Genomic DNA, 22,833 nt, shown 5'->3' with positions numbered 1-22,833 from the left:
GGTGCAGATAGTTTCAAACGATACCATATCCGCTGGAGGCGAGCATGAACGTCCATACCCCCCAGGCGACCCGCGACCTGTTCGATAACCCCCTTGGCACCGATGGGTTCGAGTTCGTCGAATTCACCTCGCCGGAACCGGAACGGCTGAAGGGCCTGTTCGAGCTGATGGGCTTCACCGCGGTGGCGAAGCACCGGTCCAAGAACGTGCTGCGGTTCCGCCAGGGCGACATCAACTTCATCCTGAACATGGAGCCTCAGGGCCAGGCCGCCGACTTCCGCGCCGCCCACGGGCCGTCAGCCAACGCCATGGCCTTTCGGGTGCGCGACGCCGCCCAGGCCTTCAAGCTGGCGGTGGAGCGGGGCGCCAAGCCGGTGTTGGGACCTGTCGGGCCGATGGAGCTGAACATCCCGGCCATCGAAGGCATCGGCGGCTCGAACCTCTATCTGGTCGACCGCTATGGGGCGCAGGAGATCTATGACGTCGACTTCGTCCCGATCCCGGGCGCCGAGGCGGCCATGGCCGAAAACGACGTTGGCCTGACCTATCTCGATCACCTGACCCACAACGTCCATCGCGGCCACATGGCCACCTGGGCGGACTTCTACGAGCGCATCTTCAATTTCCGCGAGATCCGCTACTTCGACATCGAGGGCAAGCAGACGGCCCTGGTCTCCAAGGCCATGACCAGCCCCTGCGGCAAGATCCGCATCCCGCTCAACGAGAGCCAGGACGAGCACTCGCAGATCGAGGAATTCCTGAAGGACTATAAGGGCGAGGGCATCCAGCATGTCGCGCTCGGCTGCGACGACATCTACTACGCCGTCGAGACCATGCGGGCGCGGGGCGTCCGCTTCCAGGACACCATCGACACCTATTTCGAGGGCATTGACGCCCGCGTCCCCGGCCACGGCGAGGACGTCCAGCGGCTGCAAGCCAACAAGATCCTGGTCGACGGCGCGCCGACCGAGGGCCAGGGCCTGCTGTTGCAGATCTTCACCGAGAACATGATCGGCCCGATCTTCTTCGAGCTCATCCAGCGAAAGGGCAATGAGGGCTTCGGCGAGGGCAACTTCAAGGCCCTGTTCGAGTCCATCGAGCTGGACCAGATCCGCCGGGGTGTGCTGCCGGCGAACCAGGACTAGTCTGGCGTCCATGAGTGAGACCTCGGCCCGCTGGGCGATCGCGATCCATGGAGGGGCCGGCGTTATTGCGCCCGGCCAGCTGAAGCCTGAACAGGAGGCGGCCTATCGCGCTTCGCTCGAGCGGATCATCCGGGCCGGCGGCGAGGTGCTCGCGCGCGGCGGCTCCGCCCTGGACGCGGTGGAAGCCGCGGTTCGGCTGCTGGAGGATGACCCGCTCTACAATGCCGGGCGGGGGGCGGTGTTCACCGCCGAGGGGCGTAATGAGCTCGACGCCGCGATCATGGATGGCCGCACCCTGGACGCCGGCGCTGTTGCGGGCGTCACCCGGGCCGCCCACCCCATCACCCTGGCCCGGGCGGTGATGGAGCGCTCCGACCACGTCATGCTGATGGGAAGCGGCGCCGACGCTTTCGCCGAGAGCCTGGGCGTCGAGCCGGTGGACCCCGGCCACTTCTTCACCGAGCGTCGCTGGAAGAGCCTGGTGCGGTCCCTGGAGGCCCAGGGCCTGCCGGTTCCGCCCCGGCCGCCCGGCGCGTCGCAGGACCCCCGCGCCGAACTCGCCCATGATGAGGGCAAGCATGGCACGGTGGGCGCGGTGGCGGTGGACATCCATGGCCATGTCGCGGCGGCGACCTCCACCGGCGGGATGACCGCCAAGCGCTGGGGCCGGATCGGCGATTCACCCGTCATCGGCGCCGGGACCTACGCCTCGGACCAGGCCTGCGCCATATCGGCCACCGGCTCGGGGGAGTTCTTCATCCGCCTGGCCGTGGCCCACGAGATCGCCGCCCTGGTGCGGCACAAGGGCCTGTCTCTGCAGGCGGCGGCCGACGCCGTGGTCCAGGACCAGCTGACCGCGCTCGGCGGTGACGGCGGGGTGATCGCGGCCGGGCCGGACGGGGCGCTGGCCTGGAGCTTCAACACCTCGGGCATGTACCGGGCCCGGCTCGCCGCAGGCGGCGCGCCGGTGATCGGCGTCTACAAGGACGACTTCTGATGGCTGGATCGCGCAACTGGATCCCCGTTCGCGGGGCGCAAGGAACCCATTCGCGCCAGGCCCATGCGGACCTGCCCGAGGGCACCTATGAGCGGGAGATCTCCAAGGAGGGGTTCTTCGGGCCCGCCGCCTTCCTGCATCATCGCCGCCCCCCCACCGGCTGGGTGAAGTTCGAGGGCCCCTTGCGGCCCCGGGCCTTTGACCTCGCCCGACTGCAGGAGGCCCAGGCCTCGCCCTGGGCTGCGCCGGTGGTGCTGAGGAACGCCGCGACCGAGGTGCGGTTCTGGAAGCTCGGCCCCGCCATGCTGGCCCTGGCCCGCAACGCCGATGGCGACCAACTCCTGTTCGTCCACCAGGGCGAGGGCGACCTGTTCTGCGACTATGGCCGCATCGCCTATGCGGCGGGGGACTATCTCTATCTGCCGCGCGGGACGATGTGGCGGCTGCATCCGGCCGCGCCCACCGCGATCCTGATGATCGAGGCCACCAACACCCACTACACCCTGCCGGATCGCGGCCTGCTGGGCGGCCACGCCTTCTTCGACCCCGCCATATTGGACATCCCGCAGATGGACGCGGCCTTCCGCGACCATCAGGCCCTGGAGGGCGAATTCCCGGTCGAGATCAAGAAGCGCGGCCAGGTCTCCATCGCCACCTATCCCTACAATCCGCTGGACGCCGTGGGCTGGCATGGCGAGCTCGCCCCGGTGCGGCTGAACATCAAGGACCTGCGGCCCCTGGTCAGCCATCGCTATCACCTGCCGCCATCGGTCCACACCACCTTCCTGTCGGACCGCTTCGTGGTCTGCACCTTTGCGCCCCGGCCTTTCGAGACCGATCCCGGTGCGCTCAAGGTGCCGTTTTTCCACAACAATGACGACTTCGACGAGGTCCTGTTCTACCACGCGGGCGACTTCTTCAGCCGGGATAACATCGACGCCGGCATGATGACCTTCCACCCCTCGGGCTTCACCCATGGGCCGCACCCGAAGGCGCTGAAGAACATGCTGGTCCAGGCGAAGCCGGCCACCGACGAATACGCCGTGATGATCGACACCCGCGATCCGCTGGAGGTGGGCGAGGCGGCGCAGGCGGTGGAGAACACCGCCTATGTGGACAGCTGGAAGGGCTGAATGGCGCAGATCGATCGCAAGGCCGACCTGGCCGAGGCCGCCGCCGAGGAACTGGACCGCGCCTGCGCCATGAGCTGGCGGGAGCTGGCCCAGGTCACCCCTTGGGGCGACACCTATGAGGGCTTCACCCCGGCCGGCCGCACCGCCCAGTTCGAGCGCAACTATCTGTGGGCCGGTGAGGCCCGCGGCGACATCTGCGTCGAGGTCGTGGTCTTCCAGCCGGAGGCCCACGAACAGGGTGTGAAGTTGACCCGGATCATCCCACGGTCTGAAGTCTGAGTCTGAATCCGGCGCTCGAGTCCGGAAAGGGAGAAACGCGTGAAGCTGGCGTCGCTGAAGTGGGGCCGAGACGGCCGCCTGGTGGTCGTGTCCAACGACCTGGCCTGGTGCGTGGAGGCCAATGATGTCGCGCCGACCCTGCAGGCGGCCCTGGATGACTGGGAGCGCTGCGAGCCCCTGCTGAAGGGCCTGGCCGAGAGCCTGGAGCACGGCTCGATCCCCCGCGTGCGGTTCCATGAGCACGCCGCCGAGAGCCCGCTGCCGCGCGCCTTCCAGTGGGCCGACGGCTCGGCCTATGTGAACCACGTGGCCCTGGTGCGTCAGGCCCGCGCCGCCGACATGCCCGACAGCTTCTGGACCGATCCCCTCATGTACCAGGGCGGCTCCGATGGGTTCCTCGCCCCGCGCGACCCGATCCCCCTGGCCGACGAGGCCTGGGGTTGCGACATGGAAGGCGAGATCGCGGTGGTCACCGGCGACGTGCCGATGGGCGCCGGCCGGGAGGAGGCGCTGGCCGCCATCCGCCTGGTCATGCTCTGCAACGACGTCTCGCTGCGCAACCTGATCCCCGGCGAGATCGCCAAGAGTTTCGGCTTCTTCCAGTCCAAGCCCGCCTCGGCCTTCTCGCCCGTGGCGGTGACGCCGGACGCCCTGGGCGACGCCTGGAAGGACGGCAAGCTGCACGGCCGCCTGGAGGTCGAGCTGAACGGCAAGCTCTTGGGCGAGGCCGACGCCGGGGTCGACATGACCTTCGACTTCGGAACCCTGATCGCCCACGCGGCCAAGACCCGGGCGCTGGGCGCCGGGACCATCGTCGGCTCCGGCACGGTGTCGAATCGCGGTCCGGACGGCGGTCCAGGGAAAACCATCGCCGAGGGCGGTGTCGGCTATTCCTGCCTCGCTGAGCTTCGCACGGTGGAGACCCTTGCCCACGGAGCGCCCAGCACGCCGTTCCTGAAGCGCGGAGATCGCGTCAGGATTGAAATGCGCGACGCCCGCCGCCACTCCATCTTTGGAGCCATCGAACAGGACGTCGCCCAGCCATGAACGCCCCGTCCCAGCCGCGCCAGGACGCCGCCCCCGGTGACCTGAAGCTGGACGCCTATCTGCCCTACCGGCTGTCGGTGGCGTCCAACGCCGTCTCCGGCCTGATCGCCAGGGCCTATGAGGACCGCTTCGGCCTCAGCATCCCGCAATGGCGGCTGATCTGTGTGCTGGCCGAGGACGGCGCCCTGACCCAGGCCGCCATCGTCACCCGCACCGGCATGGACAAGGTGACGGTGAGCCGCGCGGCCCAGGGGCTGTCCAAGCGGCGGCTGGTGCAACGGGCGGATCACACCTCCGACGGCCGCTCGCACCTTTTGTCCCTGAGCCTGGAGGGCGCGCGGCTGCACGCGGAGATTTCGCCCCTGGCCCTGGCCTATGAGGCGGCGCTGATCGCCGGCCTGGCGCCCAGCGAGGTGGCCCTGCTCAAGCGGCTGCTGATCCGGCTTCAGGGCGCGGCCAATGCGCTGGGCGGCGACACCCCGCCGGTCAGCTCGCCAGGGCTCGGGTCCTGACCGCCCAGCGGTGAGAGCCTTCGCCGAACTTGGGGTGCAGGCCTAGGGCCTGGGCGCGGCAGGCGCGTTCAAAGCTGTCGATGACCTCCCGCTCCAGCTCCGGCGGAATGCGGCGGACGTCGAGACCCCGGTCCCGCGCGAGCTGGGCGATCACGTCCCTGCGGTGGGCCTCGCCCCCGAACAGCAACAGGGTCTCCCGGATCTGACAGGCGATGACCTCGGCCGTCGGCGTCATCCGGACGTGGGAATTCCGCGCAAGCGTCATGGGCTAGCCCTCCCGAACCCATCCTAGGGTGCGCACGTTTAACGGGCGATAAAGGGGCGCGCTTAACCGGAGCGGGCGAAATCTTAACCAGCCCCGAGGGCGACGGCGCTCTGGTAGACGATGAAGGCCGCCAGATAGGCCAGGGCCATCATGTAGACGAACATGACCGTCGGCCACTTCCAGCTGTTGGTCTCCCGCTTCACGACGCCCAGGGTGGCCACGCACTGGGGCGCGAACACGTACCAGGCCAGGAAGGCCAGGCCCGAGGCCAGGGACCACTGGGCTCCGATGGTGGCGGACAGGGCCGTCGTGGCCTCGCCGCCCACCGCATAGACCGTGCCCAGGGCGGCGACGGCGACCTCCCGGGCGGCCATGCCGGGCACCAGGGCCACCACCATCTGCCAGTTGAAGCCGATGGGGGCGAAGATGGGCTGGATGAAGCGGCCGATCATGCCGGCGAAGCTGTAGTCGATGGCCGGGCCGGTGGCCCCGGCGGGCGCTGCGGGGACGGTCGACAGGAACCAGACCAGGATCATCAAGGGCAGGATGATGCGCCCGGCGCGGTTGATGAAGATCTGGGCCCGCTGCAGCAGTTGGCGCGCCACATTGGCCGCATCCGGCGCCTTGTAGGTCGGCAGCTCCATCATGAAGGGCTCGGACAGGCCCCGCCAGAAGAAGCGCCGCATGACGAAGGACGCGCCCAGCGCCGACAGGATGCCGGCCGCGTAGAGCCCGAACATCACCATGCCCTGCAGGCTGGCGAAGCCAAACACAGTCTTCTGCGGGATCACCGCCCCGATGATCAGGGTGTAGACCGGGATGCGCGCCGAACAGGTCATCAGGGGCGCCACCAGGATGGTGGTCAGCCGGTCGCGGCGGCTGTCGATCACCCGCGTCGACATGATGCCGGGGATGGCGCAGGCGAAGCTGGAGAGCAGGGGGATGAAGGCGCGGCCGTGCAGGCCGGCGCCGCCCATGATCCGGTCCATCAGGAAGGCGGCCCGGGCCATGTAGCCGCTGTCCTCCAGGAGGATGATGAACAGGAACAGGATCAGGATCTGCGGCAGGAAGACCAGCACGCTGCCGACGCCGGCGATCACCCCGTCGACGATCAGGCTGCGCAACATGCCGTCAGGCAGGGCCTGGCCCACCAGGGTCCCCAGGGCGCCCGCGCCGCCGTCGATCAGGTCCATGACCGGCGCGGCCCAGGTGAACACCGCCTGGAACATCACGAACAGCAGGGTCAACAGGATGGCCAGGCCGCCGACCGGGTGCAGCAGCACGCCGTCGACCTTGCCGGTCAGGGTGTCGGGGCGCTCCGGCGGGCGGACATAGGTGCGCAGGATCCGCTGGGCCTCGCGGTGGGCGTCGCGGATCTGGCTGGCGTCCGGCGCCTGCCAGCGGTTCTCGGCCGCCTGGGCCGCGTCCAGGGTCGCGGCGTCGATCTGGGCCACCAGGTCCTCGATCCCGCGCTTACGGGTGGCGACGGTGGTGACGATGGGCGCGCCGATCTCGCGGCTCAGGCCCTCAAGGTCGATCCGCAGGCCCTGGCGCTGGGCGATATCGTACATGTTCAGGGCCAGCACCAACGGCCGCCCCACCTGGCGCAGTTCCAGGATCAGGCGCAGCACCAGGCGCAGGTTGGTGGCGTCGGCCACGCAGACGATGACGTCGGGCGGGGTCTCCCCGGCCAGCTGGCCGAGCACCGCGTCGCGGGTCACCGCCTCGTCCGGGCTGCGGGCGCGTAAGGAATAGGTGCCGGGCAGGTCGAGGACAAAGATCTGCCGGCCAGCGGGGGTGACGATCACCCCTTCCTTCCGCTCCACGGTCACGCCGGCATAGTTGGCCACCTTCTGGCGGCTGCCGGTCAGGGCGTTGAACAGGGCGGTCTTGCCGGAATTGGGATTGCCCACCAGCGCCACGCGCGCCGGCGGCAGAACAGCCTCGCTCATACGCCGGGCTTGTCCAGGATGAACAGCACCTCGTCGGCGTCGCGGCGGCGCAGGGCCACGCGCATGTCGTCCAGCCGCACGGCGATGGGGTCGTGGCCGAACAGGCCCTCGTGGATCACCTCGATGCGGGCGCCCTCGACGAAGCCGAACTCCAACAGCCGGCGCTGCAGTTCCTCGCGGTCGACCCCGTGATCGGTCTCGGCCAAATCGGCGCGCACCTCGATGATGGCGCCCCGGTCGCCGGGCGAGGCCTCGCTCAGGCGCACGATGGCCGCCCCGACAGGGCCGGCCTCGGCCAGGGCCGCACGCTCGATCGACAGATTGTTCATCCGGGCCTTCCTCGTCACGCGCCCCTATTGCGAACGATTATCATTTGCCCCCGCGTCCGTCGAGGGGAGTCTTCAGCCCTGCGACTTTGCGCGCTCAAACGTGTGCAGCGCGTTGACCGGGATCAAGCCTCCGCTACATTGCGCGCCCCGCTGGCCCCAGTGGCGAAATGGTAGACGCGGCAGACTCAAAATCTGCTGTCGAGAGGCGTGCTGGTTCGAGTCCGGCCTGGGGCACCACTTGCGGCGGGACCTTGATGTTGACGGACCCCCGGTCGGGCGGGGAAGCTCGGCCTTGGGCAGGCGCGCCCGAGGGGGGATTCCAATGATCAGACATCTGGCCGTGATCGGCGTGCTCTGGGCCATGGCGGCTCAGGCCCAGGCGGCGGAGCCGTTCCAGGGGTTCAACCTGGGGGGCAAGGCGATCAATCCGGTCTGTCTGCAGAAGATGGCCCCCTGGGCCAGCGACAACGGGATCATCGTGCGATCCATCGTCCTGGAGACCTGCCAGGAGAGCAATTGGGCCTTCAACGACCAGCCGGTGCAGGTGGCGGGCGACACGGTCTCCACCGTGATCGAGGACGAGCCGTTCAGCTATCAGGTGCTGGGCAAGACGACCTCGGGCGTGTTCGTGCTCAAGCAGACGGGCAATGAGATCTACGCCTACCGGATCGATGTGGTGGCGACGAAGCCGGACCTGCTGGCGCCGGCGACCCGGCCGGTCCATGTGCTGACCGTGCTGGGCGAGAGCTTTGTGCCTTGCCTGCAAAGCGCCGTCGTCCAGGGCGACAAGCTGGTGGTCAAGAAGCAGGTCAGCGACATGAACGCGTCGCGGGCCGAACAGTGCAAGACCAAGGTCCAGACCGTGCAGTACCCCATCGCCCCCTGAGGGCGGCGGGGGTCAGTGGGGCTGAGCCAGCACCACGCCCAGCAGTACGGCCACATATTGCAGGGCCGCGCCGCCCACCACGTGGCCGTGCCAGATCGCCCGGCGGAACTTCAGCCGCTGGATCAGGTAGAAGACCGCGCCGGTGGAATAGGCCAGCCCGCCCAGGGCCAGCAGGGTGAGGGCCGGCCACGACAGGCCCTCGATCATCGGCTTGATGGCGACCAGGACCAGCCAGCCCAGGGCCAGGTAGATGGCCACCCAGAACCGGCGGCCGAGGCCGGGCAGGAACAGCTTGCCCGCCACCCCCACCAGGGCCACGGACCAGACGGCGGTGGTCATGCCGATCGCCCAGGCCCCGTGCAGGTTCTGGGTGGTGAAGGGCGTGTAGGAGCCGGCGATCATCAGGAAGATGCCGGCATGGTCGAAGCGGCGCAGCAGCGGCCGGTGCGCAGCCTTGGCGAAGTTGTAGGCGGTGGACAGGGCCAGCATGGCCACCATGCCCGCCGCATAGATTCCGATCGCCGCGGTCTGGCCCATATGGCCCAGCCGCACCGACAGCCCCAGGAGGATCCCGCCGCCGATCAGGGCCAGGGTCAGGCCGGCCACGTGGACCACAAGGTCGGCGCACTTTGCGGCCGGAGTGGGATAGTGTCGGGGAGGGACGGTCATGCGGACGCCTTGAAATTTTATCCCTCAATATGGGGATGGCGCCGTGCGACGACGTCAAGTCAATTGAGCTGATGTTCGCGCCTGAGTCGACGGCCAGCCACGGACCTCGCCGTCGCCGCGCGCATGAGAGGATGCCTAGGACATGTTCCAGCCCACCCAGATGGCCATTTCCGCCGACCGCCGGCGCATGGCCCTTCGGGTGGCCGGCTACTACTTCCTGCAGACCGCCACGCTCGTCACCCGGGCGATTGACGAGGATCTGCTGACCGCCCTGGTGTTTCTGGGCGTCAGCCGGGCCAATGTTCGCCCCCTGAAAGAGGATCCGGCGCAGGACGCCGCCTTCGCGGGCGCGGGCGATGTGCCGCCCGATGAGATGCGCCGACCGGTCAGCGTCTACGCGGTCGCCAAGGACCTGCGCCTGCCCTACGAGACCGTGCGCCGGCATGTCGTCAAGCTGCGCGAGGCCGGCATGGTCGAGGCCGGGCCGGGCGGGGTCTGGGTGCCCAACCGGGTGCATCTCTCGCCGGGGCTGTTGTCCGGCATGGCGGAGAACTGGGAGGTCGCCCGCCGCTTCCTGCGCGACGCCATCACGATTGGGGCGATCCCGGGGAAGGCGCCCGCGCCAGCCGGGCCTGACGTCAGCCGACGCACGGTTCGACTGTCCATCGACTACTTCCTCGACAGCCTGACCGAGATGGCGGGCATCGTGGGACTGGACGCGCTGAGCCTGCTGGTCGGCATGGCCGTGGCGCGGGGCAACATGCAGCACTTCGCCCAGGACCGGGAAACCGCCGAGACCTATGCGGGAATTGACGCCATCCCGCCGGACGCTGTGCGCCGGCCGGTGAGCGTCTATGCCGTGTCAAAGGGGCTGGGCCTGCCCTACGAGACCACCCGCCGATACGCTCGTCGCCTGACCAAGGAGGGCTGGCTGGAGCGCAAGGCCGACGGCGGCCTGATCCTGCCGGCGGAGGTGATAGGGCGTCCGGAGCTTCTGCAGGCCGCCCTGCAGTTCGCAGGCGCCACCTACGCCTATCTGCTGCGCCTGGCCGAGATCGGCTTGCCCCCGGCGGACGAAGGCGTCGTCCCGCGCCGGCCCTGAGTTTGGGCTAGAGCCTCAGGCCGCGCGCCGATGGGCTGAGGTCTGGCCGATCCGGAACCGGCCCACCAGGTTCGACAGGTCCACGGCGTCGCGGGCGAGCGCATGGCTGGCGGCGGTGGATTCCTCGACCATGGCGGCGTTCTGCTGGGTCACCTGGTCCATCTCGTTGACCGCCAGATTGACCTCGCCCAGGGCCGAGGCCTGATCCCGGGACGACGCCGCGATCTGGCGCACCAGAGCGTTGATTTCGCCCACCTTATTCACGATCAGCGACAGGGCCTCGCCAGTCTGGCCCACCAGGCCGACGCCGGTGGACACGTTGCGACCGGACACCTCGACCAGGTCCTTGATTTCCTGCGCCGCCTGGGCGGAGCGTTGGGCCAGGGCGCGGACTTCCGAGGCGACGACGGCGAAGCCCTTGCCGCTCTCGCCGGCCCGGGCGGCCTCGACCCCGGCGTTCAGGGCCAGCAGGTTGGTCTGAAAGGCGATCTCGTCGATGACCCCGATGATCCGGCCGATCTGGGCGGAGGAGGCCTCGATCTCGCTCATGGCCGCAATGGCCTGGGTCGCCACTTCGCCGCCGCGTTCGGCGTCGGTCTTGGCCTCGGTCACGGCGGTGTCTGCGGCGCGGGCGCCGTCGGCCGACTGGCGCACCGTGGTGGTGATCTCCTCGACCGCCGCGGCGGTCTGCTCCAGGGTCGCGGCCTGGCGCTCCGTGCGACGCGACAGGTCGTCCGAGGCGTGGCTGATCTCGCCCGCGCCCGACTTGATGGCTTCGGCGTGCTCCAGGATCACCACCATGGTTTCTTCGAGCTGGCGGATGGCCTGGTTGAAGTCCTCCTTCAGCTTCCGGTACGAGGCGGGGATACGGTCATCGATCCGGTGGGTCAGGTCGCCCTGGGCCAGACGCTCCAGGGCCTGGCTGACGGCGGCCATGGCGGCGTTCTGCTCTTCTTCCGCCTTGGCGCGGATCTCTTCGGCGTAGCGGCGCTCGGCCTCGATCTGGCGGCGCTGCTCGGCGGCCTCGGCCTCGCTCTGGCGGCCGGCCATGGCCTCCTTGAAGGCGCCCATGGCCCGGGCCATGGCGCCGATCTCATCGCGGCGATCGGCGTGCGGCGGGACAATGGTCAGGTCGCCCTGGGCCAGACGCTCCGTCGCGACGGTCACGTCGGTGATGGGCTTCACCAGCACGCGGTTGGCCAGGATGATCAACGCCACGGCGAAGACGATCCCCGCCGCGAGCACCACGAACATCAGGCTGTGAGCGTCCTTGTCTTTCTTGACGGCCTCGCTGCTGGCCTTGGCTGAATTGGCCTCGATCGCGTCGCCGGCCTTGGCCATGCCCTCTTCCAGGGCGTCGAACCTGGTCTTGAAGTCGGGGAGGGCGGTCTTGGCCGCCGCCGGATCGGTGGTCGCCAGGTCCACGATGCGTTGGGCCGAGGCGATATAGTCGGAGAGCGGGGTCTTCAGCTCGGCCAGCAACGCCCGTTCCTCCGGGCGGGTGACCAGCTTGTCATTGGCCGCCAGGCTGTCCTCGAACAACTGGGCGTGTTCGGCGAGATCGGCCTTCACGTCGGCGATGGAGACCCCGTTGGTCGGGTCGCCCGACATGATCGCCGCCAGCACGTCGGAGTGCAGGGCGTCGTGCATCATGTCCGCTTCCATGTGGTTGCGCAGGATGGTCGCCGCGAGCGTGCTGTTCTCCAGGGCGCGCGTCAGGCCGAAGGTCACGCCGAGTCCGATTCCGGCGCTGGCTACACCCAATACGAGTATGAGTAGTCCGGCTAGATTGATCCGGCCCTTGATGGACTGCAGGTTCATGACACGTCCGGCTGGTTGGCAGATACGGCAAACCCTGGTCCGCAGCCGTTTCGCCATGGTTAAGAAATCCCTCCCCCCATTTTGGGCGACCTTATGTCGCAAGACCTGGACGGGCGTCGCAAACGCGAGGGTTGTATTTGGGGCTGCGCGCGGTGTGCGCCATGGTCACGCCGCGTCCCGCGGCTTATGGCGGGTTCGCATATCGGAGCCCGCGCCTTGAACGATCAGACCACCGCCCTGGATCGCAATGGCGTCGGCATCGCCTTGCGGGTCGCGGCCATGGCCTGCATGGCGACCCTGGCGGCTTTGGTGAAGTGGTGCTCGGCCAAGGGCGTGCCGGTGCTGGAAGTGATCTTCTTCCGCAACGCCTTCGCCTTCATTCCGGTGATGATCTACATCGCCCGCACCTCCAGCTTCTCGGTGCTGAAGACCCAGCGGCCGCTTGGCCACCTGATGCGGGCGACCGTGGGGCTGACCGGCATGGTCTGCGGCTTCATGGCGGTGGCGCGGTTGCCGCTCACCCAGTCGACGGCGATCTCGTTTTCCTCGCCCCTGTTCATGACCGCCCTGTCGGCCCTGATCCTGAAAGAGCCGGTGGGCGTGCACCGCTGGGCCGCCGTGGGGGTGGGCTTTCTGGGCGTGCTGATCATGGTCCATCCGGACCCCGCCCACATGGCCTTCACCGGCACGATCCTGGCCATTGTCGGCGCCATGGGCGCGGCTGGCGCCATGATCACCATCCGCGAGATCAGCCGCACCGAGCCCGGCCCCACCATAGTCTTTTATTTCACCCTGGCCGGCATGGTGCTGGGCCTGGCGGGCGCGCCGTTCGGCTGGGTCATGCCGGACACTCAGACCCTGCTGCTGCTGATCACCGCCGGCCTGATCGGCGGGGTCGGCCAGCTGCTGCTGACGGAATCCCTGCGCAACGCCCCCGTCGCCGTGGTCGCGCCCTTCGACTACAGCCAGCTGGTCTGGGCCAGCCTGATCGGCTTCTTCGTCTGGAGTGAGACGCCCCAGTTCACCACCCTGATCGGCGCGGTGGTGGTGGCCGGCAGCGGGGTCTACATCCTGTTCCGCGAGACCCGGGGTTTCCGCCGGGGGGCTTAAACCGCTTCTCGCGATCCCCACATCAAGGGGGAAGGGACACGAAGCATGGTCCGCACCGCCACCCTCATCGTCGCCGCCTGGGCCTGCGCGAGCGCCGCTTTCGCGCAAGCTCTACCCGCGCCGCCTGACACAAGCTGGGCGGAACGCATGATGGATCGGCCGCGCCAGCTCGGCCTCGAGGCCGAACTCAACGCCCTGGACGCCCGCCTGCGCAGCGAACAGAACCTCGCGGCCCTGCAGACCCAGCCGCCGCGCCTGCCGCCTTCGCCCGAGCCGCCGAACGTGATCCCGCCGCTGCCGACCCTGGCCCAGCCCGTCTGGCCTTCCATTCCGGAGGCGGCGCTGGCGGCTTCCCGCGCCCGGATCGAGGCGATCCTCGCCGAGCGGCGCTGACAGCGGCGCCGTTCCGACGCATCCTGCGCCTCGGTTCGGCGTTCAGCCCGGAACCTGAAGGGGAACGACCATGCGCTGGGACGGCGGCAAGCGGGGCGGCAATATCGAGGATCGTCGCGGGATGGGCCCCGTCGCCGCCGGCGGCGTCGGCATAGGCGGCCTCGTGCTGGCGGCCATCGGCTACTTCGTATTCGGCATCTCGCCGTCCGACACCCTGGGCGCCCTGCAGCAGACCGGCGCTGGCCAGGAACAGAGCCAGGAAGGTTTCCGCGGCACGCCCCAGGATCGCGACGCCCAGTTTGTCGACGTGATCGAACAGTCCACCACCGATGTCTGGAGCGCCGAGTTCAAGGCCCGAGGCCGCGCCTATCAGCGCCCCGCCGCCGTCGTGCTCTATGACCAGTCCACCGGCACCGGTTGCGGCCTGGGCCAATCGGCCATGGGGCCGTTCTATTGCCCGGCCGATGAGAAGGTCTATCTGGACCTGAGCTTCTGGCAGGAGCTGTCGGGCCGTTTCGGCGCCCAGGGCGAGGCGGCGCGGGCCTATGTCATCGCCCACGAGATTGGCCATCACGTCCAGAAGCTGACCGGCCAGACCGACCGCGCCGAGCGGATGGGCGCGCGCGGAGCTGACTCCGGTTCCGTGCGGCTGGAGCTGCAGGCGGACTGCTACGCCGGCGTCTGGGTCGCCCACGCCGCCGAGGCCTCAGGCGGGGCCGTCAGCCTGACCGCCCAGGACATCGAGGATGGGCTGGGCGCGGCGGCGGCGGTCGGTGACGACACCCTGCAGCGCCAGGCCCAGGGCCAGGTGATGCCCGACACCTTCACCCACGGAACCAGCGCCCAGCGGATGCGCTGGTTCCGGACGGGCGCAGAGAGCGGCGATCCCGCCGCCTGCGACACCTTCGGTGTGAACCGGCTCTAGGCCTTCTTCACCGGGCAGGTGTTGAGGCCCAGTAGGCTGTAGAGCGGGCAATAGCCCAGGGCGCCGGTGAGCAGTGGCACAAGGCCGAGGTAGGCCCATGGCGTCTTCGGCCCGACGAAAGCCAGGGACAACACCGCCAGGCCGGCGATCACGCGGAGCACGCGGTCGAGACCGCCTTCATTCTTGGGCATGGGAATCTCCATCTCCTGTGGGGGCGTTCCCCCACGTCGATGGCGGCAAGCTGCGCCCTAGCGACCGCGCCGTCTGTGACCAAGTCACGTTTCCAGCTGATTTCAGCTCACATCCTCAGCCAGCCGCCGCAGAGCGGCGGGGCGGAGCAATCTGATCCGCCCTCGCGCCAGGTCGACCACGCCGGCCCGGGCCATCAGGCCGAGCTGACGGCTCACAGCCTCCCGGGCTGAACCAATCTCGGCCGCCAGGTCCGCATGCGTCGCGCGCACCTCTTGGGAGGCGTCCGCCAGTCGCAGGAGCGCGGCTGCGATGCGGGTCTCCAGCCCGGTGAAGGCCAGGGCCTGCACGACGTGTTCAAAGTCGCCGAACCGGCCGGCGACCGAGGCCAGGACCGCGGCGCGGAAGCTCTCGTCCTCCGCCATCAGCCGGTCAAAGGCGGCTGGCGGGATCAGGATCGCCTCGACCAGATCCTCAGCCACACCCTCCGCCGCATAGGCGGCGCCCACCACGAGACAGGAGAAGGTCTGCAGGCAGATTTCCCCGGGACGTACGCGGTAGAGCACGATCTCCCGGCCGTTTGCGGCCGTCAGACCCACCTTCACAGAGCCGCTGCGGACCGCGAGGAAGCCGCGACAGGGGTCTCCTGGCCGGAACAGGACATCTCCCGCCGAGGCCTTCACCGCCACGGCGCCCGGAACAGCGGAGGCCCGGCCGGTGAGCGTGTCCACGCCTAGGCGTCCACCGTCGGCGCCGGCTCCAGGCCCAGGCAGACATTTACGCAACGCCGGGCCAGCAGGTCGCCGGCGTCCAGCAGGGGTTTGCGGACATCGTCCTTGGCCAGCACCAGCGGCACCTCAGTGCAACCGGCGATGATGGCCTCCGCGCCCTCGGCGACCAGCCCCTGCGCCAGCTCGGCCATGGCGGCGCGGGCCTCGGGGCCGGTGTCGCCGCCCTTGATCCGGTACAGCAACGCCATGAAGGCTTCCTGTTGGTCGGAGGGCAGGGTCACCAGGCTCATGCCCTGGGCGGCGATGTATTCGCGATAGAGCTTGACGGCTTGCTTGGTGCCCAGCACGCCGGCCCGCTTGGCGCCGGTGTCGCGCGCCGCCGTCGCCGCCGTGCTGATCATGTCGATCAGCGGCAGGCCCGAGGCCCGGCTGACGAGGTCGCCATAGGCGTGGGCCGTGTTGCAGGCGATGGCCAGCACCTGGGCGCCGGAATTGCGCAGGCCAAGCGCCATCTCGGCCAGGACCGGACCCGGCTTGGCGAACACGTCGTTGCGATCCGGCACCTGGGGATTGATGTCCACCAGCACTCGCAGGTGATCCTGGTCCGTCTTGGCCGGGGTGTAGGCCTGGACCTTGGTCAGGAAGTCGAGGGTCGCGGCCGGGCCCATGCCGCCCAGCACGCCGAGAACCTTGGTCTTGCTCATTACAGGTGGCCCTCCAGCACCGAGTGATAGCCGAACAGGCCCTGAGCCCCGCCGGTGTGCAGGAAGACGACGGTCTCGCCCTTGAACATCCCCTGCTGGGCGAGCGCGATCAGGCCCTTCATGGCCTTGCCGCTATAGACGGGGTCGAGCAGCAGGCCCTCGGTGCGGGCGGCCAGTTTCAGGGCCTCGATCACCGCCTCGTCCACCAGGCCATAGCCCTCGCCGACATAGTCGCAGTCGGCCACGGTCATCTCGCGGGTCACCCGGTCGCCATGGCCCAACATCTCGGCGGTGGCGACGGCCAGCTTGTGGACGTTGGCTTCCTGGGTCTCCTTGGGCGCGCGCACCCCAATGCCCAGCACCGGGATGTCGGCGCCGGCCAGGGCCAGGCCGGCGACCAGGCCCGCATGGGTGCCGGCGCTGCCGGTGGCGGTGACGATGCGGTCGATCTTCAGTCCTTGCGCATCCGCCTGGCGCACCAGCTCCAGGGCGCAGTCCACATAGCCCAGCGCCCCGATGGTGTTGGAGCCGCCGCCGGGGATCACATAGGGCTTGCCGCCCTTGGCGCGGATCTCTTCGGCCACCTGCTCCAGGGCCGCGTTCATGTCCGAGCCGGCCGGAACCCGCCGCGACTTGCCGCCCAGCAGGTGGTCGAGCAGCACATTGCCCGAGCCCTGGTAGTCGATGGCGTTGGTGGCCACGCGCTCTTCGAGGATCACCTCGCAGGCCAGGCCGAACTTCGCCGCCGCGGCGATGGTCTGGCGTACATGGTTCGACTGGACCGCGCCTTGGGTGACCAGGGTGTCAGCGCCCGCGGCCAGGGCCGCGCCCACCAGGAACTCCAGCTTGCGGGTCTTGTTGCCGCCGCCGGCCAGGCCGGTGCAGTCGTCGCGCTTGATGAAAAGGTTCAGGCCGCCCAGGGCCTCGCCCAGCCGGGGCGCGGCCTCCAGCGGGGTCGGCAGGTGGGCGAAGCGGGCGCGGGGAAAGCGGGCGAGATGCATGGTCTACTCCTCAGAGACCTCGTCCCTACCACCATCCCCGCGCGGTTTGCAGCCTCAGCTGAACGGGGTCGAGGCCATCAGCACCGGGGCGGCGACCATGCCCAGGCCGACGATGCCCGCAATCCAGACCAGCGAGCGGATCTGCGGCACGCCGAAGGCGTAGAGCGGCACATAGAGCACCCGTGCGCCCAGATAGATCTGAGCCCCCAGGGCGGTCATCGGGGTGTGGATGTCGGCGAGGTGGGCGATCAGCACCGCGCCCAGGAACAGGGGCAGGGTCTCGAACAGGTTGGCCTGGGCGCGCTGCAGGCGTTCGGCCCCAGCGGACAGGGCCGGCATCTGGCCGTCCCGGGCGCTGGTGTTCCACTTCATCCCGTACTGGCTGGTGCGGGCGAAGTCGAAAAGCAGGATCTGCACAAAGGCCAGGACCAGGACCCAGGCCGCCATTGTCAGTTCAACCGTCATTGTCGCCCCTCCCAGGCGTTGTGGAAGGGATCACGATGGGCCTGCTGCGTCCGGCGTGCAACCGTGACGCGACGGCGCCTTAGGGCTTGAGTTTCTTCGGCAAAGCCTCGACCTCGGCCGGGGTCAGCTTGGTCATGGACTTCAGCATGCACGGGCTGAGCATGCCCATGTGCGAGACCTTGATGTCCAGGTCGAGCGGCTTGCAGATCAGGCTGGCGCCGCCCGTGGGTGTCACCACCAGGGGATCGCCGAAACCCACGCCCGACAGGCACGCCCCGTTCATGTCGAAGCGCCAGACCTCCTTGCGGCCCATGGCGACATAAAGGGTCTGGCTGTCGGCGGCCCGGTGATTGCCCATGTCCGACAGGCGGAAACAGGTCCCGCTCTGGGCGGCGGCGGGACCGGCGATCAGCAGGCTGGCGAAGGCGGCGGCGAACAGGCGCTTCATGGGCGGGCTCCGGGCAGGGACCTCTTCGGAGCGCGCAGTCTATCACGGCGTCGCGCCGGCGCAGCCCGTCTTGCTTAACCGGCTTCCCCAGACAGGCGATCAGGCCTAGTCTTGGGGCCTATCCTCGGGGGGCCGCGCGCAAGCGGCTGAGAGGCGGGTGAGCCCGCGACCCGTTGAACCTGATCCGGGTCATGCCGGCGAAGGGAAGGATGCCGGATGCGCCCCGACACCGCCTTTCCTTAGCCGAAGACCCTCGAACGAGAGGACGCCCCGCGGTGAACATCCAGACCCCTATCGCCAACGCCATTCCCACGGGCGAACGCCCCGGTTCGCGCAAGGTCTATCAGCCGGGCGTGCTGTGGCCGGACATCCGCGTGCCGTTCCGCGAGGTGGCGGTGCACCCCTCGGCCAACGAGCCGCCGGTGACCATCTATGACCCGTCCGGCCCCTATACCGACCCGACCGCCAAGATCGACATCGAGCAGGGCCTGTCCCGCACCCGCGAGCCCTGGGTCGTGTCCCGCGGTGACGTGGAGATCGTGGAAAATCCGCGCGAGGTGAAGCCGGAGGACAATGGCCATGCCAAGGGTGAGCACCTGGCGCCCCAGTTCACCGCGCCCCGCCGGGTCTATCGCGCCAAGGGCGGCGCGGCCGTCACCCAGCTGGAATACGCCCGGCGCGGGATCGTTACGCCGGAGATGGAATATGTCGCCATCCGCGAGAACCTGCGCCGCCAGGCGAACGACGGCGCCATCCGCGACGGCGAGGATTTCGGCGCTTCGATCCCCGACTTCGTGACCCCGGAGTTTGTCCGCGATGAGATCGCCCGAGGCCGGGCGATCATCCCAGCCAACATCAACCACACCGAACTCGAGCCGATGGCCATCGGCCGCAACTTCCTGGTCAAGATCAACGCCAACATCGGCAACTCGGCGGTTCTCTCCACCGTGGCCGACGAGGTGGACAAGATGGTCTGGGCCATCCGCTGGGGCGCCGACACGGTCATGGACCTGTCCACCGGCCGCAACATCCACAACATCCGCGACTGGGTGATCCGCAACTCGCCAGTGCCGATCGGCACGGTGCCGATCTACCAGGCCCTGGAGAAGGTCAATGGGATCGCCGAGGACCTGAACTGGGAGGTGTTCCGCGACACCCTGATCGAACAGGCCGAACAAGGGGTGGACTACTTCACCATCCACGCCGGCGTGCGGCTGCCCTACATCCCGCTGACGGCCAAGCGGGTCACCGGCATCGTCTCGCGCGGCGGCTCGATCATGGCCAAGTGGTGCCTGGCGCACCACCGGGAGAACTTCCTCTACGAGCACTTCGAAGAGATCTGCGAGATCATGCGGGCCTACGACGTGTCGTTCAGCCTGGGCGACGGCCTGCGGCCCGGCTCCATCGCCGACGCCAACGACGCCGCCCAGTTCGCCGAGCTGGAGACCCTGGGCGAGTTGACCAAGGTGGCCTGGAAGCATGGCGTGCAGGTGATGATCGAAGGCCCCGGCCACGTGCCGATGCACAAGATCAAGCACAATGTCGAAAAGCAGCTCGAGGTCTGCGGCGAGGCGCCCTTCTACACCCTGGGCCCGTTGGTCACCGACGTGGCCCCCGGCTACGACCACATCGTCTCGGCCATCGGCGCGGCGATGATCGGCTGGTTCGGCACCGCCATGCTCTGCTACGTCACGCCCAAGGAGCACCTGGGTCTGCCGGACCGCGAGGACGTGAAGCAGGGGGTGATCGCCTACAAGATCGCCGCCCACGCCGCCGACCTGGCCAAGGGCCATCCCACCGCCCGCGCCTGGGACGACGCCCTGTCCCGCGCCCGGTTCGAGTTCCGCTGGGAGGACCAGTTCAACCTGGGCTTCGACCCCGAGACGGCGCGCGAGTACCACGACGAGAGCCTGCCCAAGGAGGCCTTCAAGACCGCGCACTTCTGCTCCATGTGCGGGCCGAAGTTCTGCTCCATGAAGATCAGCCAGGAAATTCGCGACACCGCCGCCAAGCAGAACGATGTCGCCACCGGCATGGCCGAAATGGCCGGCAAGTTCCGCGACGGCGGCGGCGAGATCTATGTGAAGACGGAATAGTTCCCCCTCCGCTCATCCCCTCGAAAGCGGGGATCCAAGCTGAGTTCGGGATTTGGCTGAGGACAGGCCCTATGGATCCCCGCCTGCGCGGGGATGAACGGGGCGGAGAGAGGCATGCAACCGCTCGAACCCAACGCCGTGTTCAAGGGCCTGGATCTCTCCGACCGGGACTTTACGGACGCGGACCTGACCGAGGCGGTGTTCGAGGATTGCCGGTTCGAGGACGTGCAGGTCTCGGGCGCGGGGTTTGAGGGGGCGCGGTTCAAGGCCTGCCGTCTCGTGCGCTGCCGGTTTGCGCATGCGGAGTTTCGCGAGGCGCGGTTTGAGGACTGCGTGTTCTCAGAGGCCCAGCAGGGCGTCGCCTTCGCCTTCTCGCGGCTGGACGAGGCGGTGTTCGCCCGCTGTGACCTGTCCTTCGCCCGGTTCGACCGGGCCGGGCTCTATGGGGTCAGCTTCGAGGCCTGCAATCTGCGCGGCTCCAGCTTCATCAAGGCTGACTTCGCCAAGGCCCTGGGCCGCAGCATCGTGCGCACGGCTGGGAGTTTCGCCGGTAGTAATCTGGAGCTTGCGGACCTGGCCGAGCTGCGGCTGCCGGGCGGGGATTTCAGCCGCTGTTCCTTCCGCGAGGCAGACCTGGCCAATGCCGACCTGGAAGGCGCGGACCTGCGTGAGGCCGACCTGTTCCAGGCGAGCACCTTTGGGCTGAAGCTGGCGCGGGCCGACCTGCGCGGGGCCGAGGTCAGCGGCCTGGACCTGAAGGCCCTGGGGTCTATTGAGGGCCTGCGCGTCACCCTGGACCAACAGGCCGCCCTGCTGACGGCCATGGGCGTCGAGGTCAGCGCGACCTGATATTCGCCAGGCGCGAGTCAGGCTAGGCTTCAACCATGACCTGGAGCCTCCCGGAGCCGCCTCGCATGGGCACCTTGAACGGACGTCGCGTCCTGCCGATCGTCGTCATCGCCCTGTTGCTGATCGGCGTGACCCTGACTCTGTCGAACTGCTCGACGACGGTTCAGCCTGGCAATGTGGGGGTGAAGATCCGCACCCTCGGCGCCAGCGCCGGGGTTGATCCCGTGCCGATGCCGGCGCGCTGGTACCTGGTGGGGATCGGCGAACGGATCATCCAGTATCCGGCTATCCAGCGGACCTACACCTACACCCGCGAGTCCGATGACCGGGGCACGGAGAACGAGGAGATCTCGTTCAGCGACAATAACGCCCTGCCGATGACCGCCGATGTGCAGATCGTGCTGCGCGTCGATCCGCAGTCGGCGCCGGCGCTCTACACCCGCTATCGGCTGAGCTTCGACCAGCTGTTCGAGGGACCGATCCGCAATGACGTGCGCTCGGCGATCGCCGCCGAGACCGAGCTGGTGCCGGTGGAGTTCCTCTACAAGGGCGGTCGTCAGACCGTGATCCAGAAGGCTCTGGCCCGGGTCCAGCGCAAATGGGGCCCGCAAGGGGTGACCATCAGCCAGCTCGATTGGATCGGGAACATCCGCTACCCGCAGGTGATCCTGGACTCGATCCAGGCCAAGACCAAGGCGGACGCCGACACCCTGGCCGCCCAGGCGCGGGTGGCCGTGGCCAAGGCCGAGGCTGACGCCAAGGTCGAGGAGGCCCGCGGCCAGGCGGAGTCCAACCGCCTGCTGGCCCAGTCGATCTCGACCAATCCGGCCGTGGTTCAGCTGCGGGCGATCGAGAAGTGGGACGGCCGCCTGCCCAGTGTCACGGGCTCGGGCACGCCGTTCATCAACCTGCAGACCAAATAGATCGGATCAGTCGTCCTTGCGGACGCGGACCGGGGCCTTCTCCGGCATCGGCCAGATGCGGACCATGACGGCGGCCATCACCGAGCCGAGGATGGCGGTCGCCGCGCCCATGAACTGGGCCTGGGTCATGCCCAGAGCGGCCTGGTGACCGGCGAGGCCGGCGGACGCGAGCACGAGGGCGGTGGTCCCCCACTCGGCGGTCTTTTGTGAGAAAAGCTTGCGGAGCATGGGTTTCCCATTGCCCTCCTTGTTGTTCACCCCGCCAGCAGTTTCGCCAATTGGGATGAACAGAGGGTTCGCGGCGTTCTCCTGCGTCGCAACGCCGCGCGAAGGCGCCCGCGATCAGGCCTCTTCGGGGCGCCAGACCCGCACCGCCACCGCCACGGTGATCGAGCCCAGGACCGCCGTTGCGGCGCCGGTCGCCTGCACCAGGGTCATGCCCTCGGCGGCGTAGCGTCCAGCCAGCAGGCTGACAGCGAAGACCAGGATGGCGGAGCCCCAATGGGCGAGGTCGCGGCGGCTAGGCATGGCGCTTCCTCTGCCCGGATTGGGCGCCGGGCGCCATGCGGCATGACGCGCACGAAGAAAGCCGCCCCCGGGGATGAGGGGCGGCTTTCCAAGTGCGGGCCGGGGAGAGGGAGGGACCCGGCCCAAGGGCGGAGCCTTAGCCTTGCGGCGGAACCTCGGGCTGAGGGGCCGGTTCAGGCGTGACCACCGCGGGCGCGGGGTCGGGCGTCGCCACCGGCGGCGGGGTGGTCAAAAGCGGCGTCGGGGCCGGCGCCGAGGTCTGGGCGCTGGGCGAATAGGGGACCGGGGCGACCGGGATGGTCGCGCTGGCGTCCGCCGCGCTCTCCGTGGCGCT

27 protein-coding genes, 1 tRNA gene, 1 pseudogene and 1 riboswitch are annotated in these 22,833 nt (G+C 68.8%); of the genes and pseudogenes, 15 read left to right on the top strand and 14 right to left on the bottom strand.

Translation table 11 applies throughout. The features are described 5' to 3' along the window. Positions 1 to 44 precede the first annotated feature (44 nt). Genes hppD through ACFQ27_RS13140 form a run of 6 tightly spaced genes read left to right on the top strand, consistent with a single transcriptional unit; the run spans position 45 to position 5,113 of the window. Positions 45 to 1,145: a 4-hydroxyphenylpyruvate dioxygenase gene (gene hppD, locus ACFQ27_RS13165; protein ID WP_374348760.1), complete on the top strand. Its 1,101-nt coding sequence runs from the start codon at positions 45 to 47 to the stop codon at positions 1,143 to 1,145. A 10-nt stretch (positions 1,146 to 1,155) separates the two neighbouring features. Further along, positions 1,156 to 2,142 carry an isoaspartyl peptidase/L-asparaginase family protein gene (locus ACFQ27_RS13160; RefSeq protein ID WP_377353898.1) on the top strand — a complete coding sequence of 329 codons (987 nt, stop codon included), beginning with the start codon at positions 1,156 to 1,158 and terminating at the stop codon, positions 2,140 to 2,142. Next, on the top strand, positions 2,142 to 3,275 hold the full coding sequence (locus ACFQ27_RS13155) for a homogentisate 1,2-dioxygenase (protein ID WP_377353896.1): 1,134 nt from the start codon (positions 2,142 to 2,144) through the stop codon (positions 3,273 to 3,275). The genes ACFQ27_RS13160 and ACFQ27_RS13155 overlap by 1 nt, the downstream gene beginning before the upstream one ends. Then, positions 3,276 to 3,554: a hypothetical protein gene (locus tag ACFQ27_RS13150; RefSeq protein WP_374348753.1), complete on the top strand. Its 279-nt coding sequence runs from the start codon at positions 3,276 to 3,278 to the stop codon at positions 3,552 to 3,554. A 39-nt stretch (positions 3,555 to 3,593) separates the two neighbouring features. Beyond that, a complete protein-coding gene (locus tag ACFQ27_RS13145; protein ID WP_374348751.1) occupies positions 3,594 to 4,601 on the top strand; it encodes a fumarylacetoacetate hydrolase family protein in 1,008 nt (335 codons plus the stop codon). Next, positions 4,598 to 5,113: a MarR family winged helix-turn-helix transcriptional regulator gene (locus tag ACFQ27_RS13140; RefSeq protein WP_377353895.1), complete on the top strand. Its 516-nt coding sequence runs from the start codon at positions 4,598 to 4,600 to the stop codon at positions 5,111 to 5,113. Before ACFQ27_RS13145 ends, ACFQ27_RS13140 begins: the two co-directional genes overlap by 4 nt. Here the strand turns inward: ACFQ27_RS13140 and ACFQ27_RS13135 are convergent. The 3 genes from ACFQ27_RS13135 to ACFQ27_RS13125 form a co-directional block, all read right to left on the bottom strand. After that, positions 5,088 to 5,378, bottom strand: coding sequence for a hypothetical protein (locus ACFQ27_RS13135; protein WP_377353894.1), 291 nt, complete (start codon positions 5,376 to 5,378; stop codon positions 5,088 to 5,090). The two genes, ACFQ27_RS13140 and ACFQ27_RS13135, sit on opposite strands and share 26 nt — an antisense overlap. A gap of 83 nt (positions 5,379 to 5,461) precedes the next feature. Then, a complete protein-coding gene (feoB, locus tag ACFQ27_RS13130; protein WP_377353892.1) occupies positions 5,462 to 7,330 on the bottom strand; it encodes a ferrous iron transporter B in 1,869 nt (622 codons plus the stop codon). Continuing rightward, entirely contained in the window at positions 7,327 to 7,659 is a 333-nt protein-coding gene (locus tag ACFQ27_RS13125) for a FeoA family protein (protein WP_377353891.1), read from the bottom strand. Before ACFQ27_RS13125 ends, feoB begins: the two co-directional genes overlap by 4 nt. Before the next feature lie 153 nt (positions 7,660 to 7,812). Between ACFQ27_RS13125 and ACFQ27_RS13120 the strand changes: the two genes are divergently transcribed. Further along, positions 7,813 to 7,896, top strand: a tRNA-Leu gene (locus tag ACFQ27_RS13120). An 85-nt stretch (positions 7,897 to 7,981) separates the two neighbouring features. Further along, positions 7,982 to 8,545 (top strand): hypothetical protein, encoded by a 564-nt coding sequence (locus tag ACFQ27_RS13115; RefSeq protein WP_374345521.1) that lies wholly within the window; start codon positions 7,982 to 7,984, stop codon positions 8,543 to 8,545. A 12-nt stretch (positions 8,546 to 8,557) separates the two neighbouring features. Here ACFQ27_RS13115 and trhA read toward each other — a convergent pair whose 3' ends face one another. Next, a complete protein-coding gene (trhA, locus tag ACFQ27_RS13110) occupies positions 8,558 to 9,214 on the bottom strand; it encodes a PAQR family membrane homeostasis protein TrhA (protein ID WP_374345520.1) in 657 nt (218 codons plus the stop codon). Between the two features lie 142 nt (positions 9,215 to 9,356). Between trhA and ACFQ27_RS13105 the strand changes: the two genes are divergently transcribed. Next, a complete protein-coding gene (locus ACFQ27_RS13105; RefSeq protein WP_377353890.1) occupies positions 9,357 to 10,316 on the top strand; it encodes a helix-turn-helix domain-containing protein in 960 nt (319 codons plus the stop codon). 15 nt (positions 10,317 to 10,331) lie between these two features. On the opposite strand, the gene ACFQ27_RS13100 is transcribed toward ACFQ27_RS13105, so the two are convergent. Further along, complete coding sequence (locus ACFQ27_RS13100) at positions 10,332 to 12,137, bottom strand: methyl-accepting chemotaxis protein (protein WP_377353889.1); 1,806 nt, start codon at positions 12,135 to 12,137, stop codon at positions 10,332 to 10,334. Between the two features lie 216 nt (positions 12,138 to 12,353). Here ACFQ27_RS13100 and ACFQ27_RS13095 point away from each other — a divergent pair, with 216 nt between their 5' ends. The 3 genes from ACFQ27_RS13095 to ypfJ all read left to right on the top strand — a co-directional run bounded on the left by ACFQ27_RS13095 (position 12,354) and on the right by ypfJ (position 14,565). Further along, positions 12,354 to 13,247: a DMT family transporter gene (locus ACFQ27_RS13095; RefSeq protein ID WP_377353888.1), complete on the top strand. Its 894-nt coding sequence runs from the start codon at positions 12,354 to 12,356 to the stop codon at positions 13,245 to 13,247. A 45-nt stretch (positions 13,248 to 13,292) separates the two neighbouring features. Further along, positions 13,293 to 13,640, top strand: a complete 348-nt coding sequence (locus ACFQ27_RS13090) for a hypothetical protein (RefSeq protein ID WP_374345516.1) — start codon at positions 13,293 to 13,295, stop codon at positions 13,638 to 13,640. A 70-nt stretch (positions 13,641 to 13,710) separates the two neighbouring features. Next, positions 13,711 to 14,565 (top strand): KPN_02809 family neutral zinc metallopeptidase, encoded by an 855-nt coding sequence (gene ypfJ / locus ACFQ27_RS13085; RefSeq protein WP_377353887.1) that lies wholly within the window; start codon positions 13,711 to 13,713, stop codon positions 14,563 to 14,565. Here the strand turns inward: ypfJ and ACFQ27_RS13080 are convergent. From ACFQ27_RS13080 to ACFQ27_RS13055, 6 genes are all read right to left on the bottom strand, one after another. Further along, positions 14,562 to 14,756: a YgaP family membrane protein gene (locus tag ACFQ27_RS13080; protein ID WP_377353886.1), complete on the bottom strand. Its 195-nt coding sequence runs from the start codon at positions 14,754 to 14,756 to the stop codon at positions 14,562 to 14,564. The two genes, ypfJ and ACFQ27_RS13080, sit on opposite strands and share 4 nt — an antisense overlap. A gap of 102 nt (positions 14,757 to 14,858) precedes the next feature. Next, the gene (locus ACFQ27_RS13075; RefSeq protein ID WP_374345513.1) at positions 14,859 to 15,485 is read right to left on the bottom strand and encodes a Crp/Fnr family transcriptional regulator; all 627 of its coding nucleotides are present in this window, start codon (positions 15,483 to 15,485) and stop codon (positions 14,859 to 14,861) included. A gap of 2 nt (positions 15,486 to 15,487) precedes the next feature. Continuing rightward, positions 15,488 to 16,189, bottom strand: coding sequence for an aspartate/glutamate racemase family protein (locus tag ACFQ27_RS13070; RefSeq protein ID WP_377353885.1), 702 nt, complete (start codon positions 16,187 to 16,189; stop codon positions 15,488 to 15,490). Next, positions 16,189 to 17,190, bottom strand: coding sequence for a D-cysteine desulfhydrase (locus tag ACFQ27_RS13065; protein WP_377353884.1), 1,002 nt, complete (start codon positions 17,188 to 17,190; stop codon positions 16,189 to 16,191). Before ACFQ27_RS13065 ends, ACFQ27_RS13070 begins: the two co-directional genes overlap by 1 nt. A 54-nt stretch (positions 17,191 to 17,244) precedes the next feature. After that, on the bottom strand, positions 17,245 to 17,655 hold the full coding sequence (locus ACFQ27_RS13060; protein WP_374345510.1) for an MAPEG family protein: 411 nt from the start codon (positions 17,653 to 17,655) through the stop codon (positions 17,245 to 17,247). A gap of 79 nt (positions 17,656 to 17,734) precedes the next feature. After that, positions 17,735 to 18,103: a hypothetical protein gene (locus tag ACFQ27_RS13055; RefSeq protein WP_377353883.1), complete on the bottom strand. Its 369-nt coding sequence runs from the start codon at positions 18,101 to 18,103 to the stop codon at positions 17,735 to 17,737. A gap of 115 nt (positions 18,104 to 18,218) precedes the next feature. Next, a riboswitch (TPP riboswitch) is annotated at positions 18,219 to 18,326 on the top strand. Positions 18,327 to 18,378: 52 nt separating this feature from the next. Here ACFQ27_RS13055 and thiC point away from each other — a divergent pair. The 3 genes from thiC to ACFQ27_RS13040 all read left to right on the top strand — a co-directional run bounded on the left by thiC (position 18,379) and on the right by ACFQ27_RS13040 (position 21,971). After that, positions 18,379 to 20,199 (top strand): phosphomethylpyrimidine synthase ThiC, encoded by a 1,821-nt coding sequence (thiC, locus tag ACFQ27_RS13050; protein ID WP_374345508.1) that lies wholly within the window; start codon positions 18,379 to 18,381, stop codon positions 20,197 to 20,199. Positions 20,200 to 20,313: 114 nt separating this feature from the next. Further along, positions 20,314 to 21,048 carry a pentapeptide repeat-containing protein gene (locus ACFQ27_RS13045; RefSeq protein WP_377353882.1) on the top strand — a complete coding sequence of 245 codons (735 nt, stop codon included), beginning with the start codon at positions 20,314 to 20,316 and terminating at the stop codon, positions 21,046 to 21,048. A 35-nt stretch (positions 21,049 to 21,083) separates the two neighbouring features. Further along, positions 21,084 to 21,971, top strand: a complete 888-nt coding sequence (locus ACFQ27_RS13040; protein ID WP_374345506.1) for an SPFH domain-containing protein — start codon at positions 21,084 to 21,086, stop codon at positions 21,969 to 21,971. Between the two features lie 6 nt (positions 21,972 to 21,977). On the opposite strand, the gene ACFQ27_RS13035 is transcribed toward ACFQ27_RS13040, so the two are convergent. The 3 genes and pseudogenes from ACFQ27_RS13035 to ACFQ27_RS13025 form a co-directional block, all read right to left on the bottom strand. Continuing rightward, positions 21,978 to 22,199, bottom strand: a complete 222-nt coding sequence (locus ACFQ27_RS13035) for a hypothetical protein (RefSeq protein WP_374345505.1) — start codon at positions 22,197 to 22,199, stop codon at positions 21,978 to 21,980. Between the two features lie 114 nt (positions 22,200 to 22,313). Then, positions 22,314 to 22,499 (bottom strand): hypothetical protein, encoded by a 186-nt coding sequence (locus tag ACFQ27_RS13030; RefSeq protein ID WP_374345504.1) that lies wholly within the window; start codon positions 22,497 to 22,499, stop codon positions 22,314 to 22,316. Positions 22,500 to 22,635: 136 nt separating this feature from the next. Continuing rightward, a pseudogene (locus ACFQ27_RS13025) lies at positions 22,636 to 22,833 on the bottom strand (hypothetical protein); the annotation flags it as partial.

It is taken from the genome of Phenylobacterium conjunctum (genome assembly GCF_042679085.1).
Taxonomy (GTDB): domain Bacteria; phylum Pseudomonadota; class Alphaproteobacteria; order Caulobacterales; family Caulobacteraceae; genus Phenylobacterium; species Phenylobacterium conjunctum.
This window is presented reverse-complemented; position numbering and strand designations above follow the sequence as displayed.